This window comes from Deltaproteobacteria bacterium HGW-Deltaproteobacteria-6 (genome assembly GCA_002840435.1).
Classification (GTDB): Bacteria; Desulfobacterota; Syntrophia; order Syntrophales; family Smithellaceae; genus UBA8904.
Genome location: PHAT01000003.1, coordinates 287,995 through 304,269, shown reverse-complemented (window position 1 = coordinate 304,269; position 16,275 = coordinate 287,995). Strand labels below are relative to the sequence as shown.

The window sequence follows — 16,275 nt, the reverse complement described above, 5'->3', positions numbered from 1 at the left end:
TAAGAAACCATGAACATCCTCCAGCAAAAAGATCTGCAATATATCTGGCATCCCTGTTCGCAGATGAAAGACTACGAAGACTTTCCCCCGATTATCATTGAACGCGGGAAGGGCGCTTATCTGTATGATGTGGATGGAAAGAGTTATCTGGATGCTGTCTCGTCCTGGTGGGTGAATCTTTTCGGTCACGCAAATGACAGAATCAGGAAAGCGCTGAGCCTTCAGGCTCAAAAGCTCGAACATGTCATCTTTGCCAATTTTTCCCATGAGCCCGCAGTCGATCTGGCGGAAGAAATTGTCCGCATTACACCGGAAGGATTATCCAAAGTCTTTTTTGCCGACAATGGCTCGTCGGCGGTGGAGGCGGCGCTGAAAATGAGTTTCCATTATCATCAGCAGACCGGACGCACGGGCAAAACAAAATTTGCCGCCGTCACGGACGCCTATCATGGCGAGACGCTGGGCGCCCTTTCCGTCGGCGATCTCGATCTCTATAGTAAAATTTATAAACCGCTGATGATGAATACCTTCCGGGCCGCAGGGCCTGATTGCTACCGCTGTCCTTACGGGAAAACCCGCGGAACGTGCGCCGCGGAATGTTTTGAAGCCATGGAACGGATGGTGACGGATCATGCCGATGAAATCTGCGGCGTCATCATCGAACCGCTGGTACAATGCGCGGCGGGGATGAAAATCTATCCGCCGGTTTACTTGAGAAAGCTCAGAGACCTTTGCACAAAACATCACATTCACTTCATCGCCGATGAAATTGCCGTGGGCTTCGGCCGGACGGGCAAAATGTTCGCGTGCGAACATGCCGGGGTTGCGCCGGACATCCTGTGTTTGTCCAAGGGTATCACGGGAGGTTATCTGCCGCTGTCGCAGGTGGTGACGACGGATGAGATCTATTCAGCCTTTTATGCGGATTACACCGAACTCAAGGCATTCCTGCACTCGCACAGTTACACGGGCAATGCGCTGGCCTGCGCGGTAGCCCGGGAAGTGCTCCATATTTTTCAAGATGAAAACATCCTCGCCCGAAATGAGGTAAAAGCCCGGATGATCTCTGAAAAAGTATCAAAATGGTTTGACGGTCATCCCTGTGTGGGCGAATACCGGCAGCTGGGCATGATCGGCGCGCTGGAACTGGTGGCGGATCAGAAAACAAAAGCGGCCTTTGACTGGCAGAAGCGCGTGGGCTATGGTATTTATCGGATTGCGCTCACCAAAGGCGTGCTTTTGCGGCCGCTGGGCAATGTCATTTATTTTATGCCTCCTTATGTAGTCGAAGAAGAGGATATTGAAAAAATGGTCAGGGTGGCTTTTGAGTCGATCAACCGGTATTTTGATGGATGAACCGATTCCAGTCTTTTTGTAACTTGCCGGAATCATAACAATTTCAATATTGCGCCTGCCGCCCCAATAAGGGCTTGACATTCCGCGACTTGACACTAAGATAAGGCATGTTTTTTAAAGGTTTGGATTTTCCGCAAACCTTCTGATTTAATCGTTAATTCCGCTTTCGCGGGATGAGCGTTAATAAGCCGCAGCTTGCTGCGATCTACAAGTGTTCATTTCAGGCCGCGACAGCGAGCTGAGAGATGGTTGATTGAAAAGATGGAGGAGGGATCCATATGAAAAGAGTATTTCTGTTTCTCGTGACCAACATCGCCGTGATGGTGGTTTTAAGCATTGTTATTCGCATTCTCGGGGCCGACCGGTTTCTTGAAGCCAACGGAATCAATTACGTGAATCTGCTGATTTTTGCGGGTGTGTTTGGTTTCGGCGGGTCGTTCATATCACTGGCGATTTCCAAGTGGATGGCCAAATGGAGCACCGGCGCTCAGGTGATTATGCAACCGCGCTCCGACATGGAAATCTGGTTGATGAACACGGTGCAAAAACAGGCCTCCCAGGCGGGCATCGGCATGCCGGATGTTGCCGTTTTTGAATCGGATTCGCCCAACGCCTTTGCCACCGGCATGAGTAAAAACAACGCCCTGGTGGCGGTCAGCACCGGTCTTCTGCAGACCATGAAGCGCGATGAAGTCGAAGCGGTGCTGGGCCACGAAATCAGCCATGTCGCCAATGGCGATATGATTACGCTCAGCCTGATTCAGGGCGTCGTCAACACGTTTGTCATCTTTATTGCACGCGTTGTCGGGTATTTTGTGGATCGCGTCATTTTGAAAAATGAAGAAGGCCATGGGCTTGGTTTTTTTATCACGACCATTGTCGCCGAAATCGTTTTCGGAATCCTGGCCAGCGTCATTGTGATGTGGTTCAGCCGGAAGAGGGAATTTGCAGCGGACGCGGGCGGCGCGCAACTGGCGGGCGCCGGCAAAATGATTGCCGCGTTGGAAAGCCTGCAGCGCAGCGCTCAGGAATATGAACCCCTGCCGGATCAGATGAAATCATTCGGCATCGCCGGCAAGCCGTCAACAAACGGCTTTAAACTCCTGTTCATGACCCATCCGCCGCTTGCAGACCGCATCGCGGCGCTGAAGCGTTCCGCGGGGCAGATGAATTAAACAGGATAAAGAGTGAAACATCAGCTGCAGGAGTAAACCGGGAACGCGCGCGTTCCCGGTTTTTTTATGTGAAGGTGGTTGACGTTATCCGGGCAGGACGTGTTAAAGAAATAAAAGCAATGAAGTTCTGAGGCGGCAGGCATTGACTTCAAGAAAGCAGACTTCAAGAAAACACTTGATTTCAATAAGATATAAATTATATTAGATCCCACGTATTTACAGTTAAAGAACAAGCGTGCTGGATTTTCTTTATTTTCTCCGGAAGTGAATTATTTTATCGGGAGAAAACAAATCTCAACCTGTAGAAGAGCAGGTATCTTTTTTCATCTGACAAGGGAGGCGATACAATGAATATTCGGGATATGATGAAAGTCACGGGATTCAAAAGCCAGTCATTAATCACTGTTGCGCCGGATGAATTCGTCTCAGCAGCGATTCAAAAGCTTGCTGAACACAATAAAGGTGCGCTTCCCGTCTGCAATGAGAAGAACGAGCTGGTTGGCATTATTACCGAAAGAGACATTGTGCGAAAGTGCTTTGTGAGCGGTGGCGATTTTGTAAACAAAAAGATCGCGGATATCATGACCAAACAAGTCGCCATAGCAACACCGGATGACGATTTGGATTATGCCATCAACACCATGAAAAAAGAGAAAATCAGGCATCTTCCGATCGTGGACGGCAAAAGAGTCGTGGGTATTATTTCCATGAGGGATTTGCTGGGCTTCCAGTATGAAGAGACCAAGGCGGAGATTAAATATATACATCTGCTGCCCAAGAGACCGGCGCTTAAGTGAAACACCGGCCGGTGCGGGGCTATTGAATTGATAGAAACAATCTCAGAGAAATTTCCGTGAATTTAATATTTTTTCACACATGATTACGCAGTTGCAGTTCCAGCGGATGCGGATTCAGATAGATTTGCCCCCGGAGATAAGACTGATCATATTTTCTTACGTAGTGGCTGATGAGCGTGACGGGAACGATCAGCGGTACGTGCCCCTGCTGATAGTTGTGAATGACCTCCAGCAATTCCTTTTTTTCGTCGGCGGAGAGTTGTTCTTTAAAATATCCCATCATGTGCGCTAATACATTTACGTTCTTTTTCGGTGTGGCTTTCAGCTTCAATGTTTCCATCAGCAGAGTTTCATATTGGCTGAAGAGATCCCGCAATCCGATGCTTTTTTGTGAGGCGACCAGTTTTCCCATTGTCTGATAGAGCTTTGTGCTGTGTGATAAAAGCAACAATTTGTGGCGGGTGTGAAAGTCCACCAGGGCACCCCGGCCGGGTTTTTCGTTCCGGATGTCCCGCCACCGTTTGAGCGTAAAAATTCTTTCGATGAAATTTTCACGAAGGTCCGTGTCGTGGAGCCGTCCTTCTTCCTCCGCCGGCAACAGAGGAAAGGTTTCCATGAAAATCCGCGCAAATATTCCTACACCGGTTTTGGCGGGTATGCCATGATCGTCATAGACTTTGACCCTTTCCATCCCGCTGGATGGCGAATCACTTTTGAAAATAAAACCGCAAAGATCTTCTTCGGCAAGCTCGGCCATCCGTTTTTTCGCCCAGCGAAGCATCATTTCGGTTTTATCCTCCCGGGTGTTACGCGTGACCAGACGCGGAGTATCCGTCTTCCCTTCCAGCCGCATAGCTTCGCGGGGAATTCCCATGCCGCATTCAGCTTCCGGGCAGACCGGTAAATACTCCACATACTGTCCCAGGGTGTCGCGAAGAAAACGGTCAAGTTTGTGTCCGCCGTCATAACGGACAGGATTGCCCAGGAGACATGAACTGATGCCGATTTTTATTTTTTCCATGAAAGTTTCTCCCCGTTCCGGGAATGTAGCAGCGGATGAATTTTAAGTCAATGCTTTGCGGATTTTGCAGAATAACCCTTTTTACATATATCTTGCAAAGGTTGATGGTTGTGGTAAAAAACGAAGGAACATTAACATTCCGGAAGGTAAAACAATGATTGGAATCGCGTCGTGTCAAAGACGCCGTTTTTCCGGAATCACTTTTAATGCAATAGGAGCAAAACGTAAGACATCATATGGATAATACCCTGGACTTCTTTTATTACATTGTGCTTTTTGCGATTTACTGCTTCATGGGATGGATACTGGAGGTTATTTACCGGTCCATTGCGCAGCGGAAGTTTGTTAATGCGGGCTTTCTGTTTGGTCCTTTTATTCCCATTTACGGTCTGGGCGCTTTCGTAATCATTGTCATGCAGCATTTTTTTCAAGGCTGGCACCTTGCAGCGCGGTTTATTGTCTTCGGTCTGGCGATCACGCTGATGGAATATCTGGTCGGATTCCTGTCTGAAAAGATCTTTAAAATGACGCTGTGGGACTATTCGGAAAACAGGTTCAATCTTCATGGTCATGTGTGCCTGCACTTTTCAATCATCTGGACACTGCTGGCGCTGATCTTTTTAATATTTGTTCATCCGGAAATATTTCGGCGGGTCGTGCTGCTGGAGGAGGGGGTTGCCAAAATTGCGGCGATTGTTTTCATGATCTATTTCTGGATAGACTACACGTTTTCCGTTATGTCCCTGGCTGCCTTCCGCAAAGGCGTTGCCTATCTCTATGACCAGTACTTCAATCTGAGCAGCATCGAAATTGAGGATATTTTACAATCATTTCAACGTTTGCGTGAAGCCTTTCCGGACTTGAACAAGTATGTGAATCAGAACATCAACAGGCGCATTAAAATAAAGATTGATTCATTCCTGAAGCCCGTTCATGAAAAAATCGTTCTCGAACTGGAGGGCCGCAGGCCGTTTGAAAAAGAATATTATGAAACCGTGCAGGATATTCTCCAGCATGAGGAGTTTCTAAAGCTCAAAGATTATTTCCATCACAACTCTTCCATATATCATCATGTTCATGACGTGGCCTATTTGTCTTACCGGATCAGCAAATACTTGAAACTGGATTACCGTTCCACGGCGCGCGGTGCGCTGCTGCATGATTTCTTTCTGTATGACTGGCGTAATCATGATGTTCCGGATCTGCCCCGGGAAAAATTTCACGGACTGGCGCATCCGGCGATAGCCGTGGCCAACGCCAAAAAACATTTTTCGATCAATGATATCGAAGAGGATATCATCAAAAAGCACATGTGGCCTTTGACCATTGTGCCGCCAAAATATAAGGAATCCTATATTGTTTCTTTTGCCGATAAATATCTGTCGTCCAGGGAATTTATCAATGAATACAAGAAAAGAATCAGCCGGCGCCAGGAAAAAAGAGCGCAGAGACGCAAAGAGACGATTCCCGACTGACACCGGTAAATGTTACGTTCAAACCGGCAGTGGTTGTCCCTGATCCAGAACCTCTCTAATCTTCTGAGAAAGGTCTTCCATGCGAAACGGCTTTTGGATGAGCCCGTGGCAGCCTTTGTCCAGAATCCGCTGAGCCTGCTCGCTTCCACTGTAGCCGGTGGAAAGAATAACCTTCGCCTGCGGATTGATGGCCTTCAACTGATTATAGGTTTCGCCGCCGTTCAATCCGGGCATGATCATATCTAAAATAACCAGATCAATTTTATCCTTGTTGCGTGCATAAATCTTGACGGCTTCCTGACCGCTTTTGGCGGTGAATATCTGATATCCCAGGCTGACTAAAATATCACGGCACACTTCGACAATCGATGCTTCATCGTCAATGAGCAGTATCGCTTCGTTTCCTGTCAGGATTGTTTTGTCGGTAAATGTTTCTTTCGGCACTTCCTTGCCGGAAGTCGGCAGGTAGATCGTGAAGGTCGTGCCTTTCCGCGGTTCGCTTGCCACAGTGATGGCGCCGCCGTGTTCCTTGATGATGCCGAAGGCGGACGCCAGTCCCAGTCCCATGCCCCTGAGTTTTTCCTTGGTCGTAAAAAAAGGTTCGAATATTTTTTGTTTTGTTTCCTCGTCCATACCCATGCCGGTATCGGCAATGGTGATTTTTACATAATCGCCTGCTTTGATATCTCCGGCAGATAATGATTGGCTGACGGCGATATTTTGCGTTTCCACATAGATGTCTCCACCCTGTGGCATGGCCTGCCAGGCGTTGACCAGCAGATTGAGGATGACGTGTTCCATCTGCACGCGGTCAATCTCGACCGTCCAGGGATTTTTCTCGTATTTGTGATGCAGGGCAATTTCCTTTTTCGTGCGGCCGAATAAATTGACGGTTTTAGCGATCAGGGCATTGATGTCCGTGGCTTTAAGTTCATACCGGCCGCCGCGGGCAAATCCCAGCAGCTTGCCGGTTAAATCCGCGCCGCTTTGCACCAGCGTTTGAATGTTAATCATTTTTTCAAAATCGGGATGCATCGAGTCGATTCTGTATAACAGCAGGGAAATATATCCCTGAATACCCATAAGGATATTGTTGAAGTCGTGGGCGATGCCGCCCGAGAGCCGGCCGATGGCTTCCATCTTCTGCGAGTGGATCAGTTGCGCCTCCAGTTGTTTGCGTTCCGACACCTCGCGGGCGTTAATGATAACGCCGCCGATGGCCGGATTATCCAGGCAATTGCTGCCAAGGGCTTCCAGACAGGCCCAGGAGCCGTCGGCGCGGCGGAATCGGAATTCCGTGGGAATGCCTTTTTGCTGATTAAGAAAAACTTCCCCGATGGCTATACCGACAATTTCCATGTCGTCGGGATGAATAAAATCGAAGCTGCTCTTGCCGATCAGATCAGTCTGGTTGTAGCCCAGAATAGGTTTGAAGGCTGGAGAAACATATTTAAAGAGTCCCTGGTCATCCAGGACGACGACCATATCGGATGATTTGGCGAGCAGTTCCTGCAGGCGCTCTTCCGATTTCTGCAGTTGCTCTTCCGCTTTTATCCGGTCGGTGATGTCCACCATGGACACCAGTGTTTTCTGTGTGCCGGGTATTATTGTCGCCGTCAAATAAATATTTTTTATATTGCCGCTCTTGGTGTTGATCGAACATTCATAGTGTTTGGAAGCCGTGGCAGGATCAGCAAGTCTTTTGATATTTTGGTTTTTCAGCCGCTCGATGTCTGAAGGAATGATAAAATAGTCCCATCGCTTTTTTTCGCCGGTCAATTCTTCTTTTGTATACCCGGTCAGTTCTTCCATTTTTTTATTGCCCAGGATGATGTTTCTGTCCTGGTCGGCGATACCCATGGCCGTGCCCGTGTTTTCAAAAATGGCCTGATAGCTGTTTTGTGTTTCCTGCAGGGCCTGCTCGGTTTTACAGCGTTCGGTGACATCGCTGATGGACGCTTGCGCGTGCGTTATGATGCCATTCCCGTCATAAATAAAAACCGTTTGATCTTCGACCTGGTGGATTTCTCCTTGATGGTCGAGTATCCGGTAACTCTGGTCGAATATTTTTGCTCCCTGTCTCCGATGAGCAATAACATTGGCATGAATGCGATCGACGTCGTCGGGATGGATAACTTTTCTCAGAGTTATTCGACCCGAGAGAAAGTCATCAGGAGTGTATCCCCATTGAGAGATATTGCCGGACATGAATTCTACCGGCGTGTTTTCAGCGATCCGCCAGATGCAATAGATAACCGGGCCGCGATTAATAATCGATTCAACATCATTGAGCTTTTTTAAAGAATCTTTTAATGCTTTGTCCGCTTTTCCAGTTGTCGGGTTATTATTTCTCATAATAGTGAAATCCTAGAACGTCAAGGACAGAAAATCAATATCAAATAAACCTGATAATCACCGGATGCCGCTGATGGCCGTGACGGATTTTTCGGGCACCAGTATGCAGCTGGGCGAAAGGCTGACGCCGATTTTTTCCAGTTGCAGTTTTTTATGAATATCTTTTTGATTGTCCAGTGCAAAGTCCGCGTAACCCGCGGAAAAACGCCGCGGTAAAAGATGTTTGCTTTCCCGCAGCAGCTGCCGGTTAATGTAGTCCATGATCCAGTCCAGCGCGGCATCCGCCATTTCACTGGCCGTGGCGTCGTAAACGACAGCGGCGGTCATCTGGTCCTGTTTTGTTTTTTCTCTGATGGCTTCCATGATGAAAGGGCCGGCTGTAGCGCCCATGAGTGCGGTTTCCCGGCAGTCGCCGAGGAAGCGGGCCAGCTTGGCGCTGCGAAAGGATAAATCCGGGGCTAAATCGATTTTCCCGCCGTCATTTTTAAGGATGGGCAGCAGAAGAAATGAACCTTGCAGGCAAATGAGCGACACAGCTTCTTGAATATAATGATCTGTTTCCTGCCGCCGGGAAGAAAAAAGCGAGGTGCTCTTTTCTTTAAAGCCGAGCCGGGCATAGATTTTAGCCGTGGGGGGATTAAGAATTATCCTTTCCAGAATGTTGAGGGTATTGAGCATTTATGGCAGAGCCCTGTCCGTGTTGTTTTCTATTTCGGGATACTGTTGTAGCGTCTTTTCCACCGGTCCAGTTTTTTAAACGCATCCGCTACGACATCCAGCAGGATGTCCATATCCAGCGGTTTTTCAAAATAATCATCAAAACCCGCCTGACGGCATTCCTCGATTTCAAAAAGAGGGGCCCAGCCGGTGATGGCGAAAATTAATGAAACGGGTTTGGTTTCGCGGATCTGGCGGCACAGGTCGATGCCGTTCATGCCGAAGAGTTTCAAGTCCAGAAAAATAACGTCAATGTCGTCCCGCTTGAGGATATCCAGCGCTTGATTACCATCTTCAGCGGCGATGACCTGATAGTTCTCGTCTGTAAATACACCGGAGAATAATTCACGCACCGACGCTTCGTCGTCAACAATCAGAATTTTTCCTTTCACGGCTGCCTGATTCTCCTTTCCCGATGTTTAAGATATCAGGTTTACAATTCTTTCGACAACGGCATCTCCCATTTCGCGGGTGCCCGCAAGCCTGTTGCCTTCCGAATAAATATCCTGCGTACGGAAGCCGTCTTTCAAAACGTTTGCCACGGCTTTTTCAATTAACGCCGCCTCTTCCGGCCGGTTCATCGAATACCTCAGCATCATGGCTACCGATAGAATCGTCGCCAGAGGATTGGCGATGTTTTTCCCCGCGATATCCGGCGCGGAACCATGAATCGGTTCATATAAAGCCTTGTCTGGGCCCAGGCTCGCGGACGGCAGCATGCCGATGGAACCCGTCAGCATGGCGGCTTCATCGCTTAGGATATCACCGAACAAATTCGTTGTCACAATCACGTCAAACTGCGACGGATTGCGGATAAGTTGCATGGCGCAATTATCGACGTACATGTGCTTGAGGGTTACGTCGGGGTAATCGCGTCCCGCTTCCGTGACGACCGTGCGCCACAGTTCGGTGGTTTCCAGCACGTTGGCTTTGTCCACCGACAGAAGATGGCGTTTGCGTCCCCGTGCCAGTTCAAAAGCGCGCACGGCAATGCGGCGAATTTCATCTTCCGTGTAAATCATGGTGTTAACGCCTGTGCGCTTGCCGTCTTTCCCGACGGTCACACCGCGCGGCCGGCCAAAGTACACATCCCCGGTCAATTCCCGTAAAATCATGATATCGATGCCCCGCACGATCTCTTTTTTAAGCGGCGAGGCATCCAGCAACTCGTCAAAAACAACGACCGGCCGCAGATTGGCAAAAAGGCCTAATTTTTCTCTTAACCCCAGAAGCGCCCGCTCCGGCCGGACGCTGTAATCCAGCCCCTCCCATTTCGGGCCGCCCACGGCGCCCAGCATGACCGCGTCGCTTTGCAGAGCCAGGTTTAAACTTTCATCCGGCAGGGGAACTCCGTAAATATCATAAGCGCTTCCGCCAATATATCCGTCCTTCAGATCAAGGTTAATATTTTTTTTATCGGCGATGATCCTTAAAACCTTTAAGGCCTCCTGCATAATTTCGGTACCGACGCCGTCTCCGGCGAATACGGCGATCTTGAATGGTTTGTTCGTCATGCTTTCCTCATTTCTTTGCAATATGTTTCATCAGGCCGCCGTCGGCGATTAACTGTTCCATGAAGGGCGGTATTGAACTGATTTTGAATTGTTGATCGGCGCCGCTGATGGTGATGACACCCCTGACGCTGTCGAGCGTTACGGACTGGCCTTCGGCAACTGCGTCGAAAAGATCTCGGGATTCAAATATCGGCAAACCCATATTAAAGGAGTTGCGGTAAAAAATACGCGCGAAACTTTTGGCGACCACGCAGGAAATTCCCGCCGCTTTAATCGCGATGGGTGCATGCTCCCGCGAGGAACCGCAGCCGAAATTTTCGCCGCCGAGAATTATATCGCCGGTTTTCATCTTTTTAACAAAATCGGGGTCCGCGTCTTCCATGCAGTGCAAAGCCAGCTCCGCTGAATCAGACGTATTCAGATAGCGCGCGGGAATGATCGCGTCCGTGTCGATGTTGTCGCCAAATTTCCAAACTTTTCCGGTAAATATCATATTGAAACAATCCTCTTTCTTCTTATTATAGGTCTTCGGGTGACGCAATTCTGCCCAGTACGGCGGACGCCGCGGCCACGGCGGGGCTTGCCAGATAGACTTCGCTCTTGGGATGCCCCATGCGTCCCACAAAATTGCGATTGGTGGTGGCTACTGATCTTTCGCCTTCGGCCAGGATTCCCAGGTGTCCTCCCAGGCACGCGCCGCAGGAGGGCGGACTGATTACCGCGTCGGCGTTCAGAAAGATTTCGAGCAGTCCTTCCTGCATCGCCTGCTTGTAGATAAACGGCGTGGCCGGAACCACAATCAGCCGGACACCGGATGCCGCTTTGCGGTTTTTCAAGATCTGCGCGGCGATGCGCAGATCTTCAATCCGGCCGTTGGTGCAGGAGCCGATCAGTGACTGGTCAATCTTCACCTGGCCCGCCTGGCTGATGCCTTTGACATTGGAGGGCAGATGCGGAAAGGCCACCTGCGGTTCAAGCTTGCTTGCGTCTATTTCAATGATCTGCGAATAAGCCGCATCGGCATCGGACTCGTAAAATTTGTAAGGCCGTCTGGCTCTCGGTTCCACATATTCTCTGGTAATCGCGTCGGGAGGGAAGATGCCGTTCTTCGCACCGGCCTCGATGGCCATGTTGGCCATGGAGAGTCGGTCGGCCATCGGCAGATGACTGATCGTCTCGCCGGTAAATTCCATCGCCTGATAAAGCGCGCCGTCGACGCCAATGCGGCCGATAATATTCAGAATCAAATCCTTGCCCGAAACCCATTTGGCGAGTTTTCCGTAAACAATGAATTTGATGGAAGACGGGACTTTGAACCAGAGTTCGCCCGTGAGCATGGCTGCCGCCAGATCCGTGCTGCCGACGCCTGTGGCAAAAGCGCCGAGTGCGCCATACGTGCAGGTATGGCTGTCCGCGCCGATTACCAGATCGCCGGGGAGGACGATGCCTTTCTCCGGCAGGAGCGCGTGCTCCACGCCCACCTGGCCGCCTTCATAGAAATGCGTGACGCCGTGCTCCAGCGCAAATTCACGCACCGTCTTGCATTGCTGGGCGGAACTGATGTCTTTATTCGGGGTAAAATGGTCCAGAACCAGGGCGACCTTGTCGCGGTCAAATACTTTCTTCCCGCCGGCTGCCCGGAATTCCCTGATGGCAATGGGCGCTGTTATGTCGTTGCCTAAAGCGATATCCACGCGCGCGTTGATCAACTGACCCGGTGCGATTTCCGTAAGGTCGGTATGCGCCATTAAAATTTTCTCCGTAATTGTGTTACCCACAAAAAATCTCCTTGAATGTCATAATATCGTAGTGAAGTTGAAACGTATACTTATCTCATTTCCTGACTTAATTCAACTTTTAACCTGCCCACGTTATCCTTTAGGAATTCCAGACGATTGAGCGCGTTGATATAAGCCTTGGCCGATGCGACGATGACATCGGGATGCGCGCCGCGTCCGACGACGGTATGCCCGTTGTATTGGAGCTGCACCATGGTCTCACCCTGTGCGTCAGATCCGCCGGTGATGGCGTTTACCACGTACTTCAAAAGCGGATAGTTGGTCTTCGTGATGTTGCGGATGGCGGCAAATGTTGCATCCACCGGGCCGTTGCCGAAACCTGCGTCACGGACGACGTCCTTTCCCACGTGCATTTCCATGGTAGCCGTGGGAATGGCCACATTGCCGCTGACCACATTCAGATAGACCAGGCTGTATTTATCTTCACCGCGGTAAGTTTCTTCATAAAGAATCGCTTCCAGATCTTCGTCATAGATGTCTTTCTTAATATCGGCCAGGTCTTTTACCTTTACCGCGACCCGGTTAATCTGTTCATCACTTAAAACATAACCCATCTTTTTCAAATGCTGTGCAATAGCCGCACGTCCGGAATGCTTGCCCAGGACAATATGGGTATCGCTGATCCCGACGGATTGCGGCGTCATGATCTCGTAGGTTATTTTTTCCTTGATCAGCCCGTCCTGATGAATGCCGGATTCATGCGCGAAAGCATTGGCGCCGACGATCGCTTTGTTCGGTTGTACGGGAACACCGGTGATCTGCGTTAAAAGGCGTGACGATTTGTAAATCTGATCCGTCCTGATCTTTGTGTGCAGACCATACAGATCCTTGCGTGTGGCCAGCGCCATGACGATTTCCTCCATGGCCGTGTTGCCGGCGCGCTCGCCGATGCCGTTGATCGTACATTCCACCTGTCTGGCGCCGTTGCGAATAGCGGCAAGCGAGTTGGCGACAGCAAGCCCCAGGTCGTTATGGCAGTGAACGGAGATAATCGTGTCACCCATGTTTTTTACGTTGGCAAACAGATAGGCAATCAAATTGCCGAACTCTTCCGGTATGGTGTAGCCGACCGTATCGGGGATGTTGACCGTTACGGCTCCCGCATCAATAACGGCGGAAACCATTTGCACCAGATAATCTTTGTCCGAACGGGTGGCGTCCATGGGTGAAAATTCTACGTTCGTCGTGTAGGCGCGGGCCATTTTAACTGCGGCGACTGCTTCCTTGAGCACCTGCTCGCGGCTCTTTTTGAGCTGATACTTAAGATGAATATCCGATGATGAAATAAACGTGTGGATACGGGGATGCGCCGCATTTTTAATAGCCTGCCAGGCGCGGTCGATATCCGCTTTATTGGCGCGGGCCAAACCTGCCACCTGTGAATTTTTGATCACTTTGGCAATCTGCCGCACCGCGTCAAAGTCTCCCTCGGACGCAATGGGAAATCCCGCTTCGATAATATCGACGCCCAGTTTTTCCAGCTGACGGGCCAGAATCAGCTTCTCTTCCGTATTCATGCTGGAACCGGGCGACTGTTCTCCGTCGCGAAGAGTCGTGTCGAAAATATAGACGCGATTTTTATCCTTCTTCATGGTTTGACTCCTTTCAAATATAAAAAATAATACTTCGCCCTATTTTAATACCCCGCATGAGCAGGGTTGTTCGGCTGCCCAATTCTGCAGCGCTCGGTTTGCACAATTGGAGCCTCACGAAAAAAAGGCCGTGGGATTTACTGCCCACGGCCTTTCAGGTAATCAGTTTTTAAAAATTCAGTGACGACCTAAAAACGACGGGCAGGCTGCCTTAAGTAACAGGCGCAACAAGGCGAGGCCCAGAAGCAGGGTCAGAAGCGCGCTTGCCGTAATCGTTATGGCCGTAAAACCGAACATTTATCTTATCCTCAAAAAATACTTGCTAAATCTATCGGTTCTATTAATGCAAAACTTAATGGTTGTCAAAATATTTTTTATTCCGGCTAAAGAAAGGGAGAAAAAGAGTTATTGAATTGATGAGATATGATTCAAAAGTAATATCCTGCCCGCAGTTCGATACGATAATCGTTTTGCTTTTCGCCGAAATCTGAATTTCCGGCACCAACGATAATACCTGAGCGGATGCGGAATTCCCAATTGGTAAAACCGGTATAAAGCAGTTCGGGTGTCAAAGACCAGCTCCGGTCATCCGTGTTCATCATCCAGGTGAGAGACGGCGTGAAATAGAGGATGTCAAGGGGCTCCTTCTGGCTGAAACGGACATATAAATAGTTGGCCATGGCATTGGAACGGCCATAACCTCCCTCCGCCATTTGTTGGGCGTTGTCTAAAATGGCGGTGTTGCCCGTTGTCCGGTAAATGCTGTATCCTTGGTTGATGAGACGATAATAGTTTTCCATCTCATTCAGGCTGAAGCCTGTTCCATTATGATAATACTCTATGATCGTGGTCAAATCAAATGAGGTCAGGTGACGAAGGCCGATCACATAACTTACGGTGTCGCCTTCCACGACATGGCGGTTGCCGTTAATGTCCAATACATTTTTTTGAAAACTTCGAAAGTAGGCCAACTCACCGTGCACTTCAAAATTGGTGGTGATGTTGCGTGAAAAATCTCCGCCGAATCGGTCCGGTCTGCTCCCTCCGGTCAGGAACATCAAATCAATGTCCGTGTCATACAAAAGAAAATAAAACCGTCCGGCAACATTCAGCTTGTTGCTGTTTCCAAAATCGTCGTTCACATGATCATAAACGGGGAAGATTACGGGTGTAAAAGAAAAGGTTTTCAGCGGGCCATTGAAGCTTCTGATATAATCCGCCGTAGCGAGGATATAACCTTCCATCGCTGTTTCAGGATCATCGGGGTCTTTCGGTTTGTCCACAAAAGCCACAGGACTCCAGGCATATCCTTTTCCCCATTTCATCGTTTTTTTTCCCACATCGATTTTCAGATTGGTCAATGGCTTCACGGAGCCATAGAGTTCGTAAAACGTCGACCTTTCCGATTCACCCGAATAGGAAGATTTCAGCTCCGTATTGGTTTTGGCATAGACGCGGAAAATGCTTTTTTCATAACTGCCTTCCAGTTGAATCCTGCCGTTGGCTTCCCATAGATTCTGATCCCGGGGATGGTCGAAAAAACGTAGTTTGTAAAAGGCGGAATCCCGATCAAGCCCGAAGAGGATGGGCTTGAATTCGAGGTATCCGCCGACGTGGTACGGTTTCTTCTCTGTTTCCGACGGATCGAAGATATAAGTTTCCTCGGCGCCTGCCAATGCGGGAGCTATCCAGAACATGGAAAAAATGAATATAATCCATCGCCATTTCATTATCTTAACGATTCCAGATTGGACATAAAGGTCAGGGTAAAGACTTCATCCTTGAAATTCTTCTTTTTGACTTTGGCAAAAATCATAACGGATTTGTAGCCTTTATAGAGCGGACTGTCCGTTTCGATCACCGCCGGCCGGACAAGACCGCCTCCAAAATCTTTCACATCCTTGAAATAGAGGGTCTTGATCAGCATGTTTGCCTCGGTCAGACATTCGATTTTTGCGGGCAGCTTTTTGTCCTTATCCGCCCAGATCTTGAGTCTGTCGTAGGCCACACTCTTCGTCTTCGCCTTAAGATAGAGGAGATACTCCTTGCCTGTATCATCAACCTTTTCCACATCATATTCCGCAGCGTAATCCAGTTGCAGAATGTCGGCGTTGTTGAATACGCCTCCCACTACCGATTGGAGGTTGGTAATGCGGATCGGCTTGCCGATATTGGGGATATTGAGCCACATGTTGTCGCCGACACGCAGCGTGCTTCTGCCTTTTTCACTGGCCGGCGCCAGAAATAAAGAGGCAATTTTATCAACGCCTTTTTTGACGGTGAAAAGCGTGAACTCTTTTTTCCTCCCATCCGGTTCGATATTGATGAGTTTCCGGTAGGATTCGTAGGATTCAGGAGAAAGGTTGCGGTCCACCTGTTCCAGAAGCTTCCTGCCGTCAACGGCAAATGCGGGACAGGCGACCAATACGATCAACAGGCAAATCAAGAATAATTTTTTCATGATATTCTCCTTT

General features: G+C 49.3%; 14 protein-coding genes. 4 read left to right on the top strand and 10 right to left on the bottom strand.

The annotated features are described in order from the left end of the window. Positions 1–9 precede the first annotated feature (9 nt). The 3 genes from bioA (at position 10) to CVU71_08095 (ending at position 3,328) form a co-directional block, all read left to right on the top strand. Positions 10–1,356, top strand: a complete 1,347-nt coding sequence (gene bioA / locus CVU71_08105; GenBank protein PKN19460.1) for an adenosylmethionine--8-amino-7-oxononanoate transaminase — start codon at positions 10–12, stop codon at positions 1,354–1,356. Positions 1,357–1,634: 278 nt separating this feature from the next. After that, on the top strand, positions 1,635–2,531 hold the full coding sequence (locus CVU71_08100; GenBank protein ID PKN19459.1) for a protease HtpX: 897 nt from the start codon (positions 1,635–1,637) through the stop codon (positions 2,529–2,531). Positions 2,532–2,878: 347 nt separating this feature from the next. Continuing rightward, positions 2,879–3,328, top strand: a complete 450-nt coding sequence (locus CVU71_08095) for a histidine kinase (GenBank protein PKN19458.1) — start codon at positions 2,879–2,881, stop codon at positions 3,326–3,328. Between the two features lie 73 nt (positions 3,329–3,401). On the opposite strand, the gene CVU71_08090 is transcribed toward CVU71_08095, so the two are convergent. Further along, a complete protein-coding gene (locus CVU71_08090; GenBank protein ID PKN19457.1) occupies positions 3,402–4,349 on the bottom strand; it encodes a DUF1722 domain-containing protein in 948 nt (315 codons plus the stop codon). A 236-nt stretch (positions 4,350–4,585) separates the two neighbouring features. On the opposite strand from CVU71_08090, the gene CVU71_08085 reads away from it, so the two are divergent. Beyond that, on the top strand, positions 4,586–5,824 hold the full coding sequence (locus CVU71_08085; GenBank protein ID PKN19456.1) for a hypothetical protein: 1,239 nt from the start codon (positions 4,586–4,588) through the stop codon (positions 5,822–5,824). A gap of 18 nt (positions 5,825–5,842) precedes the next feature. On the opposite strand, the gene CVU71_08080 is transcribed toward CVU71_08085, so the two are convergent. From CVU71_08080 to CVU71_08040, 9 genes are all read right to left on the bottom strand, one after another. Next, positions 5,843–8,179, bottom strand: coding sequence for a hypothetical protein (locus CVU71_08080; protein ID PKN19455.1), 2,337 nt, complete (start codon positions 8,177–8,179; stop codon positions 5,843–5,845). A 57-nt stretch (positions 8,180–8,236) separates the two neighbouring features. Then, complete coding sequence (locus tag CVU71_08075; GenBank protein ID PKN19454.1) at positions 8,237–8,857, bottom strand: hypothetical protein; 621 nt, start codon at positions 8,855–8,857, stop codon at positions 8,237–8,239. A gap of 29 nt (positions 8,858–8,886) precedes the next feature. Further along, on the bottom strand, positions 8,887–9,288 hold the full coding sequence (locus CVU71_08070; GenBank protein ID PKN19453.1) for a response regulator: 402 nt from the start codon (positions 9,286–9,288) through the stop codon (positions 8,887–8,889). 27 nt (positions 9,289–9,315) lie between these two features. Further along, entirely contained in the window at positions 9,316–10,410 is a 1,095-nt protein-coding gene (gene leuB, locus CVU71_08065; protein ID PKN19452.1) for a 3-isopropylmalate dehydrogenase, read from the bottom strand. A gap of 7 nt (positions 10,411–10,417) precedes the next feature. Then, entirely contained in the window at positions 10,418–10,903 is a 486-nt protein-coding gene (gene leuD, locus CVU71_08060) for a 3-isopropylmalate dehydratase small subunit (GenBank protein ID PKN19451.1), read from the bottom strand. 25 nt (positions 10,904–10,928) lie between these two features. After that, positions 10,929–12,188 carry a 3-isopropylmalate dehydratase large subunit gene (gene leuC, locus CVU71_08055; GenBank protein PKN19450.1) on the bottom strand — a complete coding sequence of 420 codons (1,260 nt, stop codon included), beginning with the start codon at positions 12,186–12,188 and terminating at the stop codon, positions 10,929–10,931. Between the two features lie 50 nt (positions 12,189–12,238). Then, positions 12,239–13,801: a 2-isopropylmalate synthase gene (locus CVU71_08050; GenBank protein PKN19449.1), complete on the bottom strand. Its 1,563-nt coding sequence runs from the start codon at positions 13,799–13,801 to the stop codon at positions 12,239–12,241. A 428-nt stretch (positions 13,802–14,229) separates the two neighbouring features. Further along, positions 14,230–15,531 carry a hypothetical protein gene (locus CVU71_08045; protein ID PKN19448.1) on the bottom strand — a complete coding sequence of 434 codons (1,302 nt, stop codon included), beginning with the start codon at positions 15,529–15,531 and terminating at the stop codon, positions 14,230–14,232. Continuing rightward, a complete protein-coding gene (locus CVU71_08040) occupies positions 15,531–16,262 on the bottom strand; it encodes an outer membrane lipoprotein-sorting protein (GenBank protein PKN19447.1) in 732 nt (243 codons plus the stop codon). Before CVU71_08040 ends, CVU71_08045 begins: the two co-directional genes overlap by 1 nt. Positions 16,263–16,275 lie beyond the last annotated feature (13 nt).

Excerpts from the sequence above, each read along its gene's own strand:
- bioA (PKN19460.1), top strand. The coding sequence starts at position 10 with ATGAACATCCTCCAGCAAAAAGATCTGCAATATATCTGGCATCCCTGT.
- CVU71_08100 (PKN19459.1), top strand. The coding sequence starts at position 1,635 with ATGAAAAGAGTATTTCTGTTTCTCGTGACCAACATCGCCGTGATGGTG.
- CVU71_08095 (PKN19458.1), top strand. The coding sequence starts at position 2,879 with ATGAATATTCGGGATATGATGAAAGTCACGGGATTCAAAAGCCAGTCA.
- CVU71_08090 (PKN19457.1), bottom strand. The coding sequence starts at position 4,349 with ATGGAAAAAATAAAAATCGGCATCAGTTCATGTCTCCTGGGCAATCCT.
- CVU71_08085 (PKN19456.1), top strand. The coding sequence starts at position 4,586 with ATGGATAATACCCTGGACTTCTTTTATTACATTGTGCTTTTTGCGATT.
- CVU71_08080 (PKN19455.1), bottom strand. The coding sequence starts at position 8,179 with ATGAGAAATAATAACCCGACAACTGGAAAAGCGGACAAAGCATTAAAA.
- CVU71_08075 (PKN19454.1), bottom strand. The coding sequence starts at position 8,857 with ATGCTCAATACCCTCAACATTCTGGAAAGGATAATTCTTAATCCCCCC.
- leuB (PKN19452.1), bottom strand. The coding sequence starts at position 10,410 with ATGACGAACAAACCATTCAAGATCGCCGTATTCGCCGGAGACGGCGTC.
- leuD (PKN19451.1), bottom strand. The coding sequence starts at position 10,903 with ATGATATTTACCGGAAAAGTTTGGAAATTTGGCGACAACATCGACACG.
- CVU71_08050 (PKN19449.1), bottom strand. The coding sequence starts at position 13,801 with ATGAAGAAGGATAAAAATCGCGTCTATATTTTCGACACGACTCTTCGC.
- CVU71_08045 (PKN19448.1), bottom strand. The coding sequence starts at position 15,531 with ATGAAATGGCGATGGATTATATTCATTTTTTCCATGTTCTGGATAGCT.
- CVU71_08040 (PKN19447.1), bottom strand. The coding sequence starts at position 16,262 with ATGAAAAAATTATTCTTGATTTGCCTGTTGATCGTATTGGTCGCCTGT.